Origin of the sequence: Bacillus cereus group sp. MG4 (genome assembly GCF_040460055.1) — a bacterium.
Taxonomy (GTDB): Bacteria; Bacillota; Bacilli; order Bacillales; family Bacillaceae_G; genus Bacillus_A; species Bacillus_A wiedmannii.
This window is the reverse complement of the sequence record NZ_JARVGZ010000001.1, coordinates 75,143-93,214: the sequence shown is the minus strand read 5'-3', so window position 1 is coordinate 93,214 and position 18,072 is coordinate 75,143. Positions and strand designations below refer to the sequence as shown.

The following is an 18,072-nucleotide window of genomic DNA, read 5'->3' as shown; positions in this document are numbered from 1 at the left end:
ACTTTACCTCCAACTTTTCCGAAGAACCGTATAAATACCGATGCAAATAAGTAAAACACTGCCGCCTAACAATATGATTATTGTTGTACTGATTGGCTTTTCATTCATTGTTTGATTACTTGCTACTTCATCAGCGCTTTTTCTTACAACGTATTCACTGCTAAACAAACTGTTTTTCGTATCTTTAACACGATTATTTTCTTTTTGTTTTATAAAAAGAGAATCTCTTAAGGATTCCATCTCTTTTTGTTCTTTCTTTTTCTTTTTTTGAATTTCTTCTTCTATATCTTTATTAAATAACTCAATTGATGCTTTATCTAATTCTGTTTCCTTATGTTCCTTTTTATTTTTTTCTTGGTCTTTATCTTCAAAGCGGTCTACTTTAAACTGAATCTTTCCATCATCACCAAGATAACTGTCCGCCGCGCTCCTAATCGGTAGCGCGACAAACAGTAAAAGGAAACAAATAAATGATAACTTAACCACTATGCTCCATTGTTTGATCATTTACTTCTTTTTCCTCCCATTTCTTGTGCCATACAAATAGATTACTAACTAATCCTATAATGGCAATTACAAACAATACGATAAAAATAACTTTTCCTGTATCTTTACCGCTAATAAAATCATTTAGAAAACTTTCTATATATTGAAGCGGTGAAAATTGACGCAATTTACCTACAGAAGACATTTGGTCTACTTTACTTCCAACTGCTTCAGTTAAAAATAGATACATACTTAAAAATACTAATAAGATAAACATTCCTACCATTTTTATTTGTCGTAGTAAGTATGTTGAAACTAATACGAACGCCATCATAATGATTGTAATAAACGCAATCCATAGTAAACTTTGATCCTGACCGAATTTTAAAAGACGGCCTGAGATGACTCCTATACTGATTCCTTCCACAATCGATATTCCAAATGCTACTACTGTAGTTGGTACATTCATATCAATTAAAGAGAATCTCTCTTCAAAATGATCTGATTGTGTTCGTTTCTTTTCTTGATTCGCAATTGCATATGCCGTAAATAACGCAACAATGAAACAAGTTAATACGATTAAGTATGGTGTAAAAGCATTACCAGCTACAATTACCCCATCATTTTGTTTCTGAACTGGACTAGATAAAAACTCATATAGCATCTCATTTTGACGATCTCCAATACGACTATTCGCCAAAATCTTCGTAAAGTTTTTCGAGAATGCTTTATCATCTTCCATTTTCTTCGTAAAATCATTTAATAAAGAATCTGCTTTCGAAACAATTGTCGTTCCGCTGTCTTGAATTTCTTTTGCTTGTCCATTAATTTGGTCAAATGTTTTATACACATCATCTGATGTCGCTAAACTATGCTTTGAACTCTCTACTAATGACTGAGTTTGCATCGTTAAAGATTTAATACCAGAGTCTAACGATAATACAGCTGTTTGTTCACCTGCATTATTAGTCGTTAATACTTGTTGCTCTTCCACTAACTTTAAGCTACTCTCACGCCATTTCGCTAAACCTTTTACATACTCTCCTAAATTTTGATTCATACTAGTTGCTTGCTGCATCGTTTCATTTAACTTCTCTGCTAATAGCATTGAATTTTGATCTGCACTAGTAATGAGTTGTTGGTAAGAGTCCATTTTTTGTTTTAAACCTGTCATATCTTGCTTTATTTCACTCGTAATACTAGCTGAAACAAGATTTGAAATTAAGTCAATTAAGCTTTGTTTATTTAATACGTAATACAAAGATTGTTCAGTTGCAATTGCATCTAAACTTCCCTCTTCTAGCTTAGGACCTACATCTTTCGTTCTTAAATCAATCCCATAATACATTTCGTAAAGGCTCATTAAACCTTGATAACTTTCAACTGTATCTACTGCTTCTTTTATTAATACATTAGATATATTTTTTGTTAATACTTCTGTTTTTTGATGTACAACTTGATTCGTTGTACTTTCAATAACTTTACCGTTATCTGTTCCCGTTTCGCCTCCTGGATTTCCTCCGGTTCCGTTATCTGTCCCCGTTCCGCCTCCTGGGTTTCCTCCAGTTCCGTTGTCTGTTCCCGTTCCGCCTCCTGGGTTTCCTCCAGTTCCGTTGTCTGTTCCCGTTCCGCCTCCTGGGTTTCCTCCAGTTCCGTTGTCTGTTCCCGTTCCGCCTCCTGGGTTTCCTCCAGTTCCGTTGTCTGTTCCCGTTCCGCCTCCTGGGTTTCCTCCAGTTCCGTTGTCTGTTCCCGTTCCGCCTCCTGGGTTTCCTCCAGTTCCGTTATCTGTTCCCGTTCCGCCTCCTGGGTTTCCTCCAGTTCCGTTATCTGTTCCCGTTCCGCCTCCTGGGTTTCCTCCAGTTCCGTTATCTTTCCCTGTTCCGCCTCCTGGGTTTCCTCCAGTTCCGTTATCTGTTCCCGTTCCGCCTCCTGGGTTTCCTCCAGTTCCGTTATCTGTTCCCGTTCCGCCTCCTGGATTTCCTCCAGTTCCGTTATCTTTCCCTGTTCCGCCTCCTTGGCTTCCTTCATTATTGCCTGTTGTGTTTTCCATTTTTTTGATAATATGCGTTTTAGCATTGTGTACTAACGGCATTATGCCATACTGTGATTTATGAACCACATTTTCCACCTTGCTATTTTCCGTTTGTGTTCCTTTATCCTCTTTATTAGGTTCTTCTTTTTCAGAACTAGTTTCTTTTTTATGAGTCCCGCTCAATTCCCACTGCCACGTTACAGGAGAGAAAACATCTATATTGATGTTTGGATCTTTTAACTTTACATGCAAGCTAATCTTTATATCCCCTTCATTACGAGGAGCTATTGTAATTTCTCCTGCTTCGCTTTGAAGAAAGTCACTTGTACGATCCACACCATCAATATGTAACGCTTCTGTACTTCCATCTAGTTTAAATTCTTCTGGAATATTTATCTTCAAAGTTTGTGAAGATTCCATTTTAATTACTTTCGCAGTATCACTAAATGTAATTCCCTCTGTATAAAGTTTATCCTTTACTTCTTTAATAGCGCTTCCTAAAGATATTTTATTTACAGGATCATAATAAAAATTATTTTCTTTATTATATTTTTTTGTAAGTTGAATTACATTTTGCAGTTGTAATTTCGTTGTATCTGGCAAATCACTTTGACCGATTTCTTCCATGTTTAAACTAGGTAATTTCGCAATTAAATTTTCGATTTGTTTCTTTATTCGAACATCTGGTTGCTTCATTAATGTATTTATAAAGATTTCTTGCTTTCCATCATTCGACATAGATTGCTTTAACTTTTTAATTACCGTCTCTTGAATATCACTTTCTAACTTTCCTGCAAGTTCTGTATCATATTCTGACACTTGTTTTTTTACATCTGTTAAATACTTTTGAATTGTTGAAGCATCAGCTAAAATATTAGGATCTTTCTCTGAAAGCGTAAACTGATTTGCGATAATTTTATTCGCAGATTCTAATGCACTTAACTGTTTTAAAACATCGCCTGAATTCATATCACTCATATACTGATTAAATTGATTTGTAAAATTATTCGCTAACAGATTATTATCCGTTTGTATTTTTTGAAAGTTATTAAATCCTTCTAAATACGTATTATTAGATTTATTCCCTTCATCTAAAGCTTGTCCAAACCCTTTTAAAACATCTTGGAATCCTTTAAAACTATTAACAGAAATACCAGTGTAATCTTGTACCGTTTTAAATTGGTTTGTGTAATTTGCCAACGGGCTATGTACATCTTTTTTATACATAGTCGTTTGATTGGTTCCTTTTTCAATTATTTTACCTATATTATCTTGTGCACCTTGCAACTTACCGATAACACTTGCAAAATAAACATCGATGATTTGCTTATTAAAATCTTCTAAAATAGCAGAAGCTGTATTTTCTGCCTCAGCTTTCAAATCTTTATTCCCAGTTGCATTTACTTTGTAATTTAAAGTTAATTTCTCCGGAAGTTCTGAATCAATTGCAACAGCCTTTCTAGAAAAATCGTTAGGTATTACAATCATCATATTGTAATTATTATTTTTCAAACCACTTTCTGCTACACCACGACTTACTACGTACCATTCTTGTTTCGTATTTTTATTTACATTTTTAACAAATTGATCTCCAAACGCTATTTTATTACCTTCAAATACAGTACCTTGATCTTCATTTACCAATGCAACTGTCATTTTTTGCGTAGTATTCTCATTTGCTTTCTTAACATTTTGATTTAACGCTAAATAGGAGACCCCTGTTGATAACACAAGAGCTAAAATAATAAACAACAAGATGCTCCACTTGAACTTTTTCACTACTTATCACTCCTGCGACTGCGAGTCTATTAAGTTAAAGACTTCGTATCTTACTCTAGTTTTAAAGTAATTTAGCCATACAACGTATGGTTGCATGGCTAAATTATATAGTTCTTTTTATCTGTCTTATTGTAGACCGAAATTACGAGAAAGATCTTCGTCATGTCTTGCAACAGCTTCTGCAGTTTTATTAAGCTGCATATTAATTTCTTGTAATAACTCTGCGAAGTTTTGTACTTTTGGCTTTAATTGATTGAACTGTTGATCAAAACCTTCGAAAGCACGACCTTCCCATTCTCCTCTTAATTCATTTTGTAAGTTTTGTAGTTGACGTAAAATGTCCTCAATTTGATTTGCACCTTGTCCATATCGAGTCGCTTTCGATTTAAGCTCCTCTGGTGACATGCGAATTTGTCCTGCCATGAATAAATCCCCCTTAAAATTTAAAAATAGTAAAATTAACCAAAAATCAATTCTACAAATTGATTATATCAATAATTTAAAAATTTCTAAACAAAAAAATGATATTTTTCCAAATTTTATCTTTTACTATAATAACATTATATTATATAATACTAATTTAATATTTTTTAGGCATACCCTATAAATCTACTATAAATTTAAAGAAAACCTTTTATTTTATGTATCTTTAAGAACTTATCCATTTTTAATTCCAGCAATAAAATGTTCACTAAATCATTATTTTGTCCTATTTCATTTATGTAAGCTGATTCTATTTGTAATGCAGGATACACCATTTGAAGATACGCAACATATTCTCTTCTCCCACTCGCAATATTTTTCTCATTTCAAAGTCATAATTACCTGTCTTTCAACAAAACCAAACTCTTCGTACATCTCTTTCGCAAAATTCCCAGCAAATACATTCAAACGAATTTCTGAATAATTTTTTTGTAATTCCTTAATACCAGCCCCCATTAACTTTCTTGACAACCCTTTCCCGCGGTACTCTGGAAAAACATACAATTCGTATATAAACCCTAGTTTTTCATGAGAAAAATAGTCCGTATTTTCCCCTATTAATATCCACCCAATTACATTGTTTTCTTCTTTAACGACTACATAATATGCTCCCTTTTCTACAATCGGCCTTGTAATTTCAATTGCTTTCTCTGTACTTAACTGACAATTCCCCCTCGTTCCTTCAAAAAGCGATTGAGCTGCATATTGTATTATTTCGTCCGTTTCTTCCCGATTTGCCTTTTCTATCATTTTTCACAACTCTCCTCTTTAATAGGCATTAATATTGCTCGTTCAAGTTCCTCCGACTCAATTACAATTGCCATCAATCCCTTTTCCGTACTCGTTTCATGAAGCTCTCCCTTCTCCCAAAACACAGCTTGTCCCGCTTCCACCTTCACTTTTTCTTTATCTGCTCCGCATACATATCCTTCTCCGTCCACAATAAGAAGCAGCTGTGATACAACTGCTTCATGATATCCAATTATTCCATTCTCTCGTAAACGCATAGCACCGATATGTACATTTCCTTTATAGTTTAATATTTTTGACATTATGAAATTAGATTGAAATGCTGAGATTTTCTTTCCCACTTTTTCACTAAAATCAAAAATTTTCATTACTAATCCTCCCTATACGTATAAAACCATCCTTACTGTCTGCATCATATGTCCTTCAAAATCTTCTTCAAATTCCTCTAATTGTGCAAAACCTTTCGCTTCATAAAAACGTTTTCCTTTTTCATTCGCTGCTTCTACATGAATGTATAGTTTCCGAATTCCTTTTAATTCCGTTAACCCTTTTTGTAATAAAGCACTTCCTACCCCTTTCCCTTGCTGATCTGGCAACAAATAAATCGCTCCTAATTCTGCTTCGTTTTGCAATCTAACAGGTGAAAAATTTGCAAAGCCAATTACTTCTCCCTCTTCTTCCGCAACGAATAAATGTGTATTTTCAAGACGATATTTCATTTTTTCATCAGAATAGGCCTCGTCTAAAAATCTGTCTTGAATCTCTCTCGGAATAATGCTTTCGTATGTATCATGCCAAGCAACTTTCGCTACTGATTGTACCGCATGGATATCTTCTTGCTTCATTTCTCTAATTACATATGTCATCTCGTTGTCTCCATTCTCTTAAAATTATATTCTGCTAATATACTAGAAGAAATGGCAAAACCTTTTTCATAATTCACCTTAATTAATTTTAATTTCTCAATTGAAGCTGTTGCATAATCAAATTTTTCATAAATATATTCCATTGCAATTAAAAACTGATTTGCATGTAACTTATTTGCAATCGTACAATGCGGAACCCATTTTCCTGGCACATAATATGAATTTAAATTATCATGAAAAGTTTTAAAATTATCATGATAAGAATGATGAAGTTTTAACAATTCATCTGTAATGGTCGGTGCTAGAAAGATTGTTCCATTAGTAGAAAAAACTCCAACAGAAGGAAAATTTATTGCAGCCATATTTTCTTGAACAGCTACAAACTCCTCTAGTTTCTTAGTATATAAGTTAACATCTACCTCATTGTAATCAGCTAATGTAATATGAGGTTCTACTCCTGCTAATTGATTTGTGCCAATGATATTTGTTATTTCATTTTGCAATTCTATAATTTTATTAGTAAACACACGATCAAATGTAGCAATAATAGCGTACATACTTCCTCACCCCTTCGTTACATATAACGCTTCCCATTCTTCACGAATCATTCCCATTCGAATAGAATCATAGTACGTCCCGTTATAATAACGACATTTTCGCATTCTACCTTCTAAGCTCATTCCTATTTTCTCCGCTACTTTCATCATTCGTTCATTGCCAGACCAAGTCGTGATTCCTACTCTACCAATCTCCATCTCTTCAAATAGTAAATCTCGATATAATGTTAACGCCTCTGTACCATAACCACCATTCCAGTAATTTGGATTATAAATAACAAGCCCCATCTCTAACCAACGCGTCGGTTTATATTCCCAATAAAACCCGATTGTCCCTATAATTTGACCGTTATTTTCTATAATTAAATTGGATAGAGGTTCCTCTTTTAAACGAGTTTTCATCTTCTCTTTATAAGACGAGTATTCTTGCATTGAAAACGGAAAATACGGTGCATCCCATTTTTTCCATTCTGGATTTTCTTCTTTAAATACGAGATCCCATAATGTTTTTATATCTGATTCTTCAATTGCACGAATTGTAACTTTATCCCCTTTTACTCTTACGTTTTGCATAATTTCCTCCTACACTCCTCTTTATTTCATATATAATTATAATATTTTTTCAGAAAAATCAAAACAAATATCGTTTATTATATTGTATAATTTTGTTATAAGATACCAATTATTCATGTGGAAAGCTGGTGATTCAATGAATAATCGATTTAGTATTACTTTATTTCTCACTATTATTACAACAAATATTATTCTCTATTTCTTCTTACCATTACGTATTGTTACGAAATGGGACTTCAATGGAACGCCTACATCAACAATGGATAAAAGCACTTTTGTTATCGTAAATATAATTATATGTACCTTCTTATTCTTATTCTTATTCTTTTTATTTTTAGCTTTATCTAAAGCAGCGAGTAACCAGAAATTTCTCCTTTGGATTGGCAACACAATTTTACTATTTTTATTTTTTGTCGATATTGTCATTGCTCTCATCGCTCTTGGCTTCACTCTTCCTCTTGATCATTTAATATTTTTAGCATTAGGGCTTTTATTTATAGTAATAGGCTATTTCAGTTCCAAAATTGATACGAGTAAATCAACGGTTTCATTGGAATGGAATGATAAACACCTTGAAAAAAGAGCTTCAAATATTTGTAGTATTTCAATGATAATAGCAGGTATTTTCCTAGCCGGGCTTCCATTTATCGTTCCTGTTCCGTATAGAGGTTATGCTATAATCGCAATTATTTTAGGAATGACGCTTGCCATTTTACCGAGTACGATTTACTTACTTATGAAAGACAGCAAGCAATCTACTCATTTAAAAAGGTAATAAAAAAATAGGTTCTATATATTATGTCATATAGAACCTATCCTTCTTTATAATTCTTTATAAAAAGAAAAACTTACCTTATCATAACCTTCTCTTTCATAAAAGCGGTGAGCGTCTAATCTAGGAAATGCTGATGTAAGAGCGATGGACTCACATTCGTTTTCTTTTCCCCAGTTCTCTATATATGATAGTAATACATTCCCATACCCTTTTGAACGATGTGCTTCTGCTGTTACAAGGTCATATACGAAAACGTGCTTCTTATTATAAAAATTCGTACAAATCGCTACACCGGCTAGACTCACAACTTCATCCCCTTCATTACGTAGCAAAAACAGTTTATAATTTTCTTCTTTCATTTTTTGAAATAAAGAACTTACTTCTTCTTTTGAAAGTTTTGTTCTTAACTGTTGTAATACAGGAAATACGTCATGTAAATCCGCTTCTGTTACTACTTCTCTAATATTCATTTTGATTCTCCCCTTACTATTTATAAAATTTTCTAAATGTTATATCATCATTATAGAAAGCCACTGCCCTTAGCTTAAGTGACAGTTTTATTCTTTTTTATAAGGCCAGTATGAAAAGGAGCGTCTACGAATGGATCTGACTATCCCATTAGTATTACAAAGTAAAACCCCCCTTTACCTACAAATTTATGAATATATGAAACTTGAAATCTCTCATGGGTCACTACGTGCCGGTACACGCCTTCCTTCTCACAGAAATTTAGCATTACAACTTAATGTGAGCCGTATTACAGTGGAATCTGCTTATCAACAATTACTAGCTGAAGGGTATGTAGAAAGCAAACCGAAACGTGGGATTTTTGTTGCAGAAGTTGATATTGATGTCATTCAAAAGAAACAGCAAATTGCGTCAAACAGTGCTAACAATAAAGAAAACGAACAATATGATTATGATTGTAGTCAAGGACTTATTGATCAAAAAGCTTTTCCGATAACAAACTGGAAAAGAGCAATACACGAAACTTTATTTCAGTATGAAAATGAATTATTTGCTAAGGAAGATCCACAAGGTGAGCTCGTTCTACGGGAACATATTTCAAAGTATTTATATCATGCTCGCGGGGTACATTCTTCACCTGATCAAATTATTATCGGAGCAGGTACGCAGCCTCTTCTTTGGCTACTACTTCAGCTGCTTGGTTCAAAAAAGGAATTTGGAATCGAAAACCCTGGATTTCACCGTATTCCTGCTATGATTCAAAGTTCTGGTCTTACCGTTCACCCTATCCCTTTAGATGATAAAGGGATTCATATTTCCGCTTTACGTGAATCGGGTTGCAATGTAGCGTATGTCACTCCATCTCACCAATTTCCACTTGGAATCATTATGCCGTTATCTAGAAGACTCGAGTTATTAAAATGGGCGAATGATTGTAAGGGCTATATTATTGAAGATGATTACGACGGGGAATTCCGTTATATAGGAAAACCTATTCCTTCTTTACAAGGACTAGATGCAAATGAACGTGTTATTTATATGGGAACTTTCTCGAAATCTTTTTTACCTTCTTTACGAATGGGATATATTGTTTTACCACCTCATCTGTTAAGAGCCTATGATGAGCTTGGTGGTATGTTTAAACAAACTGTTTCTACGCTGCAGCAACTTACCTTTGCCACGTTTATTCAAAATGGTGATTGGGAACGTCATATTAACCGAAGTCGGACGTTATATAAAAGAAAACATATTTCTTTAATTACATCTATTACAAACGAGATGGGAAATAACGTTCATATACTCGGTGAACAATCCGGACTTCATATTGTACTTCACGTTCATAACGGGATGAATGAACAAGAACTTATTCATGCAGCCGCAAAAGAACGTATTAAGTTATACCCTCTCTCCACATACGATTCTGTTCATAATGTAATGGATGAGTCGTATGTATTGCTCGGTTTTGGCAGTATTCCAGAGGATCGTATCGAAACCGTTGTCCAATTACTGAAAAAGGCCTGGTTCGCTAAATAAAAATAGCTCCACGCAAGTTATACTTACGTGGAGCTATTTTCATTCACTATTTTTCTGATCTCGCAGTCCTTCCCGGACGCTTAACACCAGTTGTTTCTGTTGAATAGGAAGCTTCAATGATAGCAGTTGGATCTACAGAGAGAACGAGATCTTTCATTTTCGGATAAATGAAACGGTTTGTAATACAATAAATGATTCTCTTATGTTCTCCTAAAAAACCACCTTCTCCATGTAGATACGTAACGGATAATTGCAATTCTTTCATAAGTAGATCGCCTATTTCTTTATTTTTACCAGAAATAATCATAACGCTCTTTCCTTGATTAATACCATCTAATATGAAATCAATCATCTTCGTAACAATATAGAAAATTGCTAATGAGAACATCGCTTGTTCAATTGAAAATAAAATCGCTACAAATATGAAAATAACTGCATTTACAGCAAGTAAAAATGTACTAATCGGTACTTTAAAGTGTTTGTTCATCCAAACCGCTAACATTTCTGATCCATCTATTGCGCCACCCATTTTAACAACAATCCCAACGCCAATTCCAAACAGTACTCCGCCATAAAGTACAATTAATAGTTCAGAAGTTGTAATCGCCGGAAATGGTTTTAAATAGATTAATCCGAGTGTTGTAACTACATTTGCATAAGATGTACGGATGAAGAACTTCTTCCCCATTACTTTTGCAGTAAATAATAAAATCGGGATATTAATTCCTAAGAACACTCCATAAAGCGGCAATCCTGCAACTTTATTCGCCATAATAGCAATGGCCGTTACCCCGCCATCTACTAATCCATTAGGTGCTAAAATAAGTTCTAATGAACCCGCTACAATAATTGACCCAATTGTTAATAATACGTATTCAAATACTCTTTTCATTCATTACCCCCAAAACTTATATATTTTCTTAGTATTATTTTAACGTAATTTTACTACTAATTCAAAGATATGAGTTTATATACACAAAAGTTTCACCTTTACAGTGATTTTTTATGTAATTTATTTAAAAAACACACTTACGTATTACAGTAAGTGTGCTCCAAACATTTATTTAAGTTTTAAATATGAATTCATCTTCATTTTAAATATTTCATCAACTGCCCTATTATACCCACCAGCATTTCGAAGTGACTCTCCAACTTTACGACTATTTTCCTTAAACGTCACATCATCTATAACTTTTTCTACAGTCTCACGTAACAATTCAGAAGTTAATTCTTTACGATTAAGCCTTATTCCAGCCCCTACTTCGGTCACTCGTTTCGCAACTAAAGGCTGATCTCCTGTTACCGGAATTACAACTAACGGGACACCATAATATAACGCTTCACTCGAACTATTCATACCACCATGTGTCACGAATACATCAGCATACTGTAATACTTCTAATTGCGGCACATAATTATACAACTTAAAATTATTCGGAATGTTTTCAAATTGATTTATATTTATTTTCTTACCAACAACTAATACGACTGTCGCTTCTACATCTTTAAACGCTTCAAAACATTTTTCATATAGTTCAGGTTGTTCATTAAAAACTGTTCCCATAGAAATGAAAATCAATTTTTCATCTTTTAAATCTTCCATAGAAAAGCTGTCTACTTCTTTTCGAGTAGCAATTGATGGGCCGACAAACTTATACGATTCATCGAATACATCTGAACGCGGCTGGTATTCTTTTGAAGTATATACAATAGTAATATCACCAGGATGATTCATAATATCATACATACTATTACATTTCATTCCATACTGCCTATTCCATTTTTCCATTCCCGCTAAACAAGATTGATATAATGGATTCGTTTCATCTACTTGTCTTGATTCTTGTTCATCATTAAAAGTAATGTACTGATTAAAAGCAAATGTTGTACAAGAAGAAACGCTAGGTAATTTTAAAACATTGGCTATAATACGTCCTACGGGAAAATGATTATCGTATATCAAGTAATCGTACTTTTCCCCTTTTGTTTCTTCTACAATTTGAGTCACAATACGCTCTGATGCCTCAATCATATGAGATAGCATCGTCAAAGGACTCCCACCTTCATTTACTCGTTCCATAATATTAATTTGAGAGAGGAAATTCTCAAACACTCGGAATTCTGCACCTGTTGCTTCAATCTTCTTTCTATAATCTTCAATACAATACGAAACAACTGTCTCCCCTCGCCGAATTAACTGACTTACAATAGCTAAAGTCGGGTTTATATGACCTTCTCCAGGAAAATTTATTACGAGTACATTTGCCATCATATTCTCTCCTATCTAACAATATTAATAGTTAATTATATTAATTAATTTAAAACTATTATAAAGGAATCTATTCTACTTCTTCATATTTTTCACTTCATTTTATTATTGAGAAATATTTTTCATAACCTACATTATAACTCTTATAAAAGTATGCTTAACCTTTCATTTATTGAAAAATACGGGATTTACATTCAGGCATTTTTACAGATTTATCATCAGAAACATTATTTTGATAATTCATACAAAACTAGAAAAATATAATTTCCACACTGATTTCTCACTATAAATTTATTTAAGTTCTATGTTGTCCTTATCTTTATCCATTTGGAACACATTTTGTTATATAATGAATTTATAGAATTTACAGAAAAAAGGAGCAACTTCATGCTACAACAACTATTCACTTCACCTATTTTATCTATTCAAGCTTTACACCCAGGTTATGAAGACCATGCAAGCGATGTGTTTCTCGTCCGAACAGAAGATGCAGAAGTCATCGTTCGTTCTTCTAAAATGAATGAAGAGCCAAATAATGATTTTTGGTGGGGATGTAAAAACCTATTTGGAATTAATCCAAGGAACGTACATCATTTAAAAACTGTACATACATTGCTGCAAGAACATACTAATCTTCCTATCCCAGCAATATTAGAAAAACATATTTTAAATGGCCGTGAATTCGTTGTAGCCGAAAAGTTAGTAGGTAACACAGTTCAATCTTTTATCGGGCAACCAGATTCTATTTTATTCAGTCTAGGAAAAGGGCTTGCAGAAATACATACATTTAAAGCCGATTACATAGGAAATGTATTAGGTTCCTTCCAAATTACACTAGATGAATTCCAATCACACATTTTAAATGTGAGTAAAGAGCTTGTGAATATGTTTTATTCCAATAATGAAAGCATACAAAATGCATTTCCTACTTTTGAATCACAACTTTCTTCCTTACCAGCACCAAAGGAATCAACGCTCGTTTTAATTGATATGGACCCTACTCAGTTTTTATCAGATGGTACAACTATTACGGGATTAGTAGATACAGAAGCCTATGCCGTTGCTCCCCGGGAGTTTGACTTTATCGGCTTAGAATATGTGTTTACAGAAAAAGAGGCACATGCTTTTAAACAAGGTTACGAAACCATTATGCCCCTTCCTCATCTTGCAGAATGTAGACCTCCCTATCGATATTTGTACCGGTTATTATCTGTTCAGGGCAGCGTGGAGTTAAAAAAGTGGCTTAGTCATCCATCCTATTTTTAAATACGAATGAGAGGGGTTATGAAATGAATATTGAACAAAAGAAATCTTTAATAACAAACGAAATTCAGCGAATGAAAGATTTAGCTCATATTTGTGGGCAACACGATCAAATTAATTACTCATCAGATTTACATATAAACTTTTTAAGTGCTCGTACTAATGAAGAGATAAATGATTTCCTATTTTATGATAATACTCAATTAATCGGTGCATTAAGTATGTATGATTTTGAAAGACCGACAAAACTGGAGTTAATAGGGTTTGTTCATCCGAACTATAGGAAACAACATATAGGCACTACTCTTTTACAAACCGCAATGAAAGAAATACGAATACGAAAGGCAGATGAAGCTCTTCTTATTATGAATGGGGATTCTGCTTCTGGGAAAGAATTTGCAAGACATATGAAGTTACCTTATTTATATAGTGAATATAGTATGGAGTTCAAAGCAAAAGAAGTGCAAAAATCAACAAAGAATACTATACAGCTCACTCTTGCATCTTCAGGGTCACTTCTTGATCTTATTGAAATTTCCAGTAAAGCTTTTGGAGATTCAGCAAAAAATACCGCTACATGGTTACAAAAAATGATGAATTCCCCTTCCTATCAAGTTTACTGTGCTCTTATCGACGAAAAAGTAATAGGAACGATTACAGTTTCTGAGCAAGAACAATCTACTACACTATCAGGATTCGCTGTTCATCCTTCTTATCAAGGTAAAGGATACGGAAAAGATATTCTTAGTTATATGGTACATACCCTTATTACAAAAGGAATTTCAACAATTGAATTAGACGTCGAAACAAAAAATAACCACGCTTTAAAACTATATACACAATGTGGTTTTGAAATGAAAAAGAAGCATGACTATTATAATGTAATGAATCTTGAGGTGAATACATATGTGTAAAAAACTAATTTATTCTGATTATGATATTTTTGCAGACATCTATAATAAACATTGGGGGCATTATGCTGAACACTCCTATCTACTTTTGGAAAAACTCGTTTTACAATATGCACCACCACATTCTCATATTTTAGATCTTTGCTGCGGGACTGGTCACCTTACTAAGAAATTAATTGATAATACTTTTTTAGTAACTGGTATAGATGGTTCTGCCCAAATGATTGAATACGCACGTCAAAACGCGCCAGACGCAACCTTTATCGTCGATGATGCTCGTTATTTCAATATAAATGAGCAATTTCACTATGTTATCTCTACTGGCGATAGCTTAAACCATATTTTAAAATTAGATGAATTAAAAAATGTTTTTCATAATGTTTACTCCGTATTACATAGCGAAGGTACATTCGTATTTGATATGAATATGGAGAAAGGTTTTCTTGAAAATTGGATTGCTTCATTTCATATTTCAGCGGAAGAATATGTATGTACAATTGATTCTACATATGATAACGAAAATAAAAAAGCAGAAATGAACTTTATACTATTTCAACATGACATAGATAATAATTGGAAAAGAAGTGACTTTTCTTTTGAGGAAGCTTGTTATTCCAATGAAGAAATAATTTCTTCATTGGAATCTGTAGGTTTTAAGAACATTCAATTACACGGTACAAACAGAACATTTTTCATTTGTCAAAAATAAAAAAACTGAATCATAACGATTCAGTTTTTTCTTAGTATATTTACGACAGCAGCCGTTTCATTATTTTCTTTATAAACTCGTGGAATTCTTCTGTCTAACATACATGTAACTTCATAGTTAATTGTACCTAACATATCCGCTACTTCTTCTACCGCAATTTCTTCTTCACCTTGTTTACCGTAGAATACTACTTCATCCCCAACTTGTACTGGCATTGCTTTTGAAACGTCTAACATAAGTTGATCCATACAAACACGGCCAATAACAGGTACTCGAACTCCATTTATTAATGCATGCCCTTTATTAGATAACTGACGATTATATCCATCAGCATAGCCAATCGGTACAGTTGCAATCCATTCTTCACCAGTCGTTACATACGTATTCCCATAACTTACACCGCGATTCTTCTTCGCATGTTTAATATGAGCTACTTTTGATTTTAACGACAACGCAGGCTGTAAAGAAACGACTGCATGATCTACCTCTTTTGAAGGATACATTCCATATATTCCAATACCTACACGAACCATATTTTGAAATGTATTGCTAAGCTCCATTGAACCTGCACTATTTGAACTATGAATATATGGAATATGAATTCCTAATTCTTTTGTTGCATTGACAGCTTTCTCAAATAAACTTGTTTGCATATTCGTATATGATTTATCAATTTCATCTGCCGTAGAGTAATGTGTAAACATTCCTACTACCTCTACATACTCCATACGGTTTAATTCTTCTAAAAATGGTTTAACCTCTTCTTCTTGTAAACCGATACGACTCATTCCTGTATCAATTTTCACTTGAATTTGCGCTTTCTTTTGAAGACGGTTTGCGATTTCATTTATACCTTGTAAATCTTCACTTCTATAAACAGTCATCATAACGTCATATTGAATTGCCTCTTCCGCAGCTGCTACTGATGTATAACCTAAAATTAAAATCGGCACGTTAATTCCTGCTTCTCTTAACTCTATCGCTTCATCTACAAATGCAACTGCAAGCTGATCTATTCCTACTTCAATAGCAGCTTTCGCAACTTCAACCGCTCCGTGACCATACCCATTTGCTTTTACAGCAGCCATCATTGCAATATTTTCATCATTCACACGCTTTTTAAATTCTTTTACATTATGTTTTACTGCATTTAAGTCAACTTCAATAATTGTATCTCTTCCATATTTCAAACTCATTGGTCTAACTCCTAACTCAATAATTGCATTCCATTCTATTTCACGTTTCATATGACCTTTTACAATATAATACTTTTCAATATGCTAGTCAAACTACTAGAATTTTCGGAATTTTGAGTATGATATAATACTCTTAAGAAACTATTATATACGGAGAAGAGGAGAATTACAATGTTTGTTCAACCTGCCTTGCATCAACTACAAGTTGCTGTTGATACTTCTATTCAAATGCTTAACCAATATAATGAAACCGATTTAAAAATACAGCCCATTCACGCAAAGCGATCTCTATTTGAAATGTGTGCACATCTTTCTCTTATTTGCCATGCGGATTTACTCATTTTTAATGGTAGTACTGAAAAACAACTACACACTTTCTATAAAGAACAAACACCCGAAACAATTACGCAAATGCAAAAAACGATGATACAGGGCTACGATTTACTTTCTAAAACTTTTTTATTCTATTCCAATGAAGAATTAGCGGAAATTAAGACTGCTTATTGGGGTATTTCTTATTCCCGTTTTGAATGGTTGCTTGAAATTGTTGCACACTTTTATCATCATCGTGGGCAAATTCATATTTTATTGTGCGAGCACATTAAAGATCCTAACATACCTTTATTCCAATAAAGGTATGTTAGACGACATGAAACTTCTCTAAAGCAAATAAAATACCACCTTCACTCGCCTTCTTTGTAACGAAATCAGCTTTTGTTTTTAGTACTTCTCCGCCATTCCCCATCGCAATACCTAATCCTACATACTGCAACATCTCAATATCGTTTCCACCGTCACCAAAAGCAATTGCTTCTGATTTACAAATGTTTAAGTGATCCAATACTTTTTGAATTGCGGTGAGCTTCGATACTTTATTATCTTCCAATACATTTATGACATAACCATGAAAACGGTCGAATGTAAGCATTGGGTATTTTTCAATAAATTTTTGAGATTCTATTTCATCCGCATACAGACATAAACAATAGATTTCTTCAGACAAATCCTTGCTTTTTTCAGGGTACTCCCCTAAATTTAACGTCTCGCTAAGCGCTTGCATTACACGCTCATTATCTGAGGCTATTCCGTTCATTGTAAAACCCTCAGTAAAATAAGAAACGCCGTGACCATGTAATTCTGCAAACTCTGAGATATCATGAACGATTTCACTTGAAAGTACCGATTTATGTAGAACTGTTTCCCCACACTTAATATGTGCACCATTTGCAGAAATAATTGTATGTATGCCCAGCTCTTTAAATTGCGAACATAAGCTATATGGTCTCCCTGTTGTAACAACTACGTGAATTCCTTTATCTATTAATCTTTGTATCGCTTCTTTTGTACTTTCGTGCATACTTCTATCAATCTCACTTAAAAGCGTACCGTCAACATCAAAAAACACTACTTTGTACACGGGTC

19 protein-coding genes are annotated in these 18,072 nt (G+C 33.7%); 6 read left to right on the top strand and 13 right to left on the bottom strand.

The genetic code is table 11. The features are described from left to right. Positions 1-3 precede the first annotated feature (3 nt). The 8 genes from essA to QCI41_RS00485 all read right to left on the bottom strand — a co-directional run bounded on the left by essA (position 4) and on the right by QCI41_RS00485 (position 7,526). Entirely contained in the window at positions 4-507 is a 504-nt protein-coding gene (gene essA, locus QCI41_RS00520) for a type VII secretion protein EssA (RefSeq protein WP_002135896.1), read from the bottom strand. Then, entirely contained in the window at positions 479-4,297 is a 3,819-nt protein-coding gene (gene esaA, locus QCI41_RS00515; RefSeq protein ID WP_353838735.1) for a type VII secretion protein EsaA, read from the bottom strand. The genes essA and esaA overlap by 29 nt, the downstream gene beginning before the upstream one ends. A 126-nt stretch (positions 4,298-4,423) precedes the next feature. After that, entirely contained in the window at positions 4,424-4,720 is a 297-nt protein-coding gene (locus QCI41_RS00510) for a WXG100 family type VII secretion target (RefSeq protein WP_000918598.1), read from the bottom strand. A 381-nt stretch (positions 4,721-5,101) separates the two neighbouring features. Further along, positions 5,102-5,530, bottom strand: coding sequence for a GNAT family N-acetyltransferase (locus QCI41_RS00505; RefSeq protein ID WP_353838736.1), 429 nt, complete (start codon positions 5,528-5,530; stop codon positions 5,102-5,104). Then, positions 5,527-5,898: a cupin domain-containing protein gene (locus QCI41_RS00500; RefSeq protein ID WP_046954930.1), complete on the bottom strand. Its 372-nt coding sequence runs from the start codon at positions 5,896-5,898 to the stop codon at positions 5,527-5,529. The genes QCI41_RS00505 and QCI41_RS00500 overlap by 4 nt, the downstream gene beginning before the upstream one ends. Positions 5,899-5,910: 12 nt before the next feature. Further along, a complete protein-coding gene (locus QCI41_RS00495) occupies positions 5,911-6,396 on the bottom strand; it encodes a GNAT family N-acetyltransferase (RefSeq protein ID WP_000222830.1) in 486 nt (161 codons plus the stop codon). Continuing rightward, complete coding sequence (locus tag QCI41_RS00490) at positions 6,393-6,953, bottom strand: 2'-5' RNA ligase family protein (protein WP_088121949.1); 561 nt, start codon at positions 6,951-6,953, stop codon at positions 6,393-6,395. Before QCI41_RS00490 ends, QCI41_RS00495 begins: the two co-directional genes overlap by 4 nt. A gap of 6 nt (positions 6,954-6,959) precedes the next feature. Further along, positions 6,960-7,526, bottom strand: a complete 567-nt coding sequence (locus QCI41_RS00485) for a GNAT family N-acetyltransferase (protein WP_098077113.1) — start codon at positions 7,524-7,526, stop codon at positions 6,960-6,962. A 136-nt stretch (positions 7,527-7,662) separates the two neighbouring features. Here QCI41_RS00485 and QCI41_RS00480 point away from each other — a divergent pair, with 136 nt between their 5' ends. Further along, on the top strand, positions 7,663-8,301 hold the full coding sequence (locus QCI41_RS00480) for a DUF1648 domain-containing protein (protein ID WP_353838737.1): 639 nt from the start codon (positions 7,663-7,665) through the stop codon (positions 8,299-8,301). Positions 8,302-8,348: 47 nt separating this feature from the next. Here the strand turns inward: QCI41_RS00480 and QCI41_RS00475 are convergent, their stop codons facing one another. Beyond that, on the bottom strand, positions 8,349-8,771 hold the full coding sequence (locus QCI41_RS00475; RefSeq protein ID WP_353838738.1) for a GNAT family N-acetyltransferase: 423 nt from the start codon (positions 8,769-8,771) through the stop codon (positions 8,349-8,351). 130 nt (positions 8,772-8,901) lie between these two features. On the opposite strand from QCI41_RS00475, the gene pdxR reads away from it, so the two are divergent. Continuing rightward, positions 8,902-10,302 carry a MocR-like pyridoxine biosynthesis transcription factor PdxR gene (gene pdxR, locus QCI41_RS00470; protein WP_353838739.1) on the top strand — a complete coding sequence of 467 codons (1,401 nt, stop codon included), beginning with the start codon at positions 8,902-8,904 and terminating at the stop codon, positions 10,300-10,302. Positions 10,303-10,348: 46 nt separating this feature from the next. Here pdxR and QCI41_RS00465 read toward each other — a convergent pair whose 3' ends face one another. After that, the gene (locus QCI41_RS00465; protein WP_353838740.1) at positions 10,349-11,194 is read right to left on the bottom strand and encodes a YitT family protein; all 846 of its coding nucleotides are present in this window, start codon (positions 11,192-11,194) and stop codon (positions 10,349-10,351) included. 168 nt (positions 11,195-11,362) lie between these two features. Further along, complete coding sequence (locus tag QCI41_RS00460; protein WP_098084167.1) at positions 11,363-12,571, bottom strand: macrolide family glycosyltransferase; 1,209 nt, start codon at positions 12,569-12,571, stop codon at positions 11,363-11,365. A gap of 387 nt (positions 12,572-12,958) precedes the next feature. Here QCI41_RS00460 and QCI41_RS00455 point away from each other — a divergent pair, with 387 nt between their 5' ends. The 3 genes from QCI41_RS00455 to QCI41_RS00445 are packed head-to-tail and all read left to right on the top strand — an operon-like array spanning position 12,959 to position 15,454. Next, positions 12,959-13,837, top strand: coding sequence for a nitrate reductase (locus QCI41_RS00455; RefSeq protein ID WP_353838741.1), 879 nt, complete (start codon positions 12,959-12,961; stop codon positions 13,835-13,837). Positions 13,838-13,860: 23 nt separating this feature from the next. Further along, positions 13,861-14,748: a GNAT family N-acetyltransferase gene (locus QCI41_RS00450; RefSeq protein ID WP_046959230.1), complete on the top strand. Its 888-nt coding sequence runs from the start codon at positions 13,861-13,863 to the stop codon at positions 14,746-14,748. Further along, complete coding sequence (locus QCI41_RS00445) at positions 14,741-15,454, top strand: class I SAM-dependent DNA methyltransferase (protein ID WP_353838742.1); 714 nt, start codon at positions 14,741-14,743, stop codon at positions 15,452-15,454. The genes QCI41_RS00450 and QCI41_RS00445 overlap by 8 nt, the downstream gene beginning before the upstream one ends. Positions 15,455-15,474: 20 nt before the next feature. Here the strand turns inward: QCI41_RS00445 and alr are convergent, their stop codons facing one another. Beyond that, positions 15,475-16,650 carry an alanine racemase gene (gene alr, locus QCI41_RS00440; protein WP_353838744.1) on the bottom strand — a complete coding sequence of 392 codons (1,176 nt, stop codon included), beginning with the start codon at positions 16,648-16,650 and terminating at the stop codon, positions 15,475-15,477. A 171-nt stretch (positions 16,651-16,821) separates the two neighbouring features. On the opposite strand from alr, the gene QCI41_RS00435 reads away from it, so the two are divergent. After that, a complete protein-coding gene (locus tag QCI41_RS00435) occupies positions 16,822-17,283 on the top strand; it encodes a DinB family protein (RefSeq protein ID WP_353838745.1) in 462 nt (153 codons plus the stop codon). A 7-nt stretch (positions 17,284-17,290) separates the two neighbouring features. Here the strand turns inward: QCI41_RS00435 and QCI41_RS00430 are convergent, their stop codons facing one another. Continuing rightward, positions 17,291-18,067 (bottom strand): Cof-type HAD-IIB family hydrolase, encoded by a 777-nt coding sequence (locus QCI41_RS00430; protein WP_000278952.1) that lies wholly within the window; start codon positions 18,065-18,067, stop codon positions 17,291-17,293. Between the last annotated feature and the right edge of the window lie 5 nt (positions 18,068-18,072).

Coding starts and splice junctions, on each gene's coding strand:
- QCI41_RS00495 (WP_000222830.1), bottom strand. CDS start 6,396: ATGACATATGTAATTAGAGAAATGAAGCAAGAAGATATCCATGCGGTA.
- QCI41_RS00490 (WP_088121949.1), bottom strand. CDS start 6,953: ATGTACGCTATTATTGCTACATTTGATCGTGTGTTTACTAATAAAATT.
- QCI41_RS00475 (WP_353838738.1), bottom strand. CDS start 8,771: ATGAATATTAGAGAAGTAGTAACAGAAGCGGATTTACATGACGTATTT.
- QCI41_RS00510 (WP_000918598.1), bottom strand. CDS start 4,720: ATGGCAGGACAAATTCGCATGTCACCAGAGGAGCTTAAATCGAAAGCG.
- essA (WP_002135896.1), bottom strand. CDS start 507: ATGATCAAACAATGGAGCATAGTGGTTAAGTTATCATTTATTTGTTTC.
- QCI41_RS00450 (WP_046959230.1), top strand. CDS start 13,861: ATGAATATTGAACAAAAGAAATCTTTAATAACAAACGAAATTCAGCGA.
- QCI41_RS00465 (WP_353838740.1), bottom strand. CDS start 11,194: ATGAAAAGAGTATTTGAATACGTATTATTAACAATTGGGTCAATTATT.
- QCI41_RS00435 (WP_353838745.1), top strand. CDS start 16,822: ATGTTTGTTCAACCTGCCTTGCATCAACTACAAGTTGCTGTTGATACT.
- pdxR (WP_353838739.1), top strand. CDS start 8,902: ATGGATCTGACTATCCCATTAGTATTACAAAGTAAAACCCCCCTTTAC.
- QCI41_RS00485 (WP_098077113.1), bottom strand. CDS start 7,526: ATGCAAAACGTAAGAGTAAAAGGGGATAAAGTTACAATTCGTGCAATT.
- QCI41_RS00445 (WP_353838742.1), top strand. CDS start 14,741: ATGTGTAAAAAACTAATTTATTCTGATTATGATATTTTTGCAGACATC.
- alr (WP_353838744.1), bottom strand. CDS start 16,650: ATGAGTTTGAAATATGGAAGAGATACAATTATTGAAGTTGACTTAAAT.
- QCI41_RS00455 (WP_353838741.1), top strand. CDS start 12,959: ATGCTACAACAACTATTCACTTCACCTATTTTATCTATTCAAGCTTTA.
- QCI41_RS00500 (WP_046954930.1), bottom strand. CDS start 5,898: ATGAAAATTTTTGATTTTAGTGAAAAAGTGGGAAAGAAAATCTCAGCA.
- QCI41_RS00480 (WP_353838737.1), top strand. CDS start 7,663: ATGAATAATCGATTTAGTATTACTTTATTTCTCACTATTATTACAACA.
- QCI41_RS00505 (WP_353838736.1), bottom strand. CDS start 5,530: ATGATAGAAAAGGCAAATCGGGAAGAAACGGACGAAATAATACAATAT.
- QCI41_RS00460 (WP_098084167.1), bottom strand. CDS start 12,571: ATGGCAAATGTACTCGTAATAAATTTTCCTGGAGAAGGTCATATAAAC.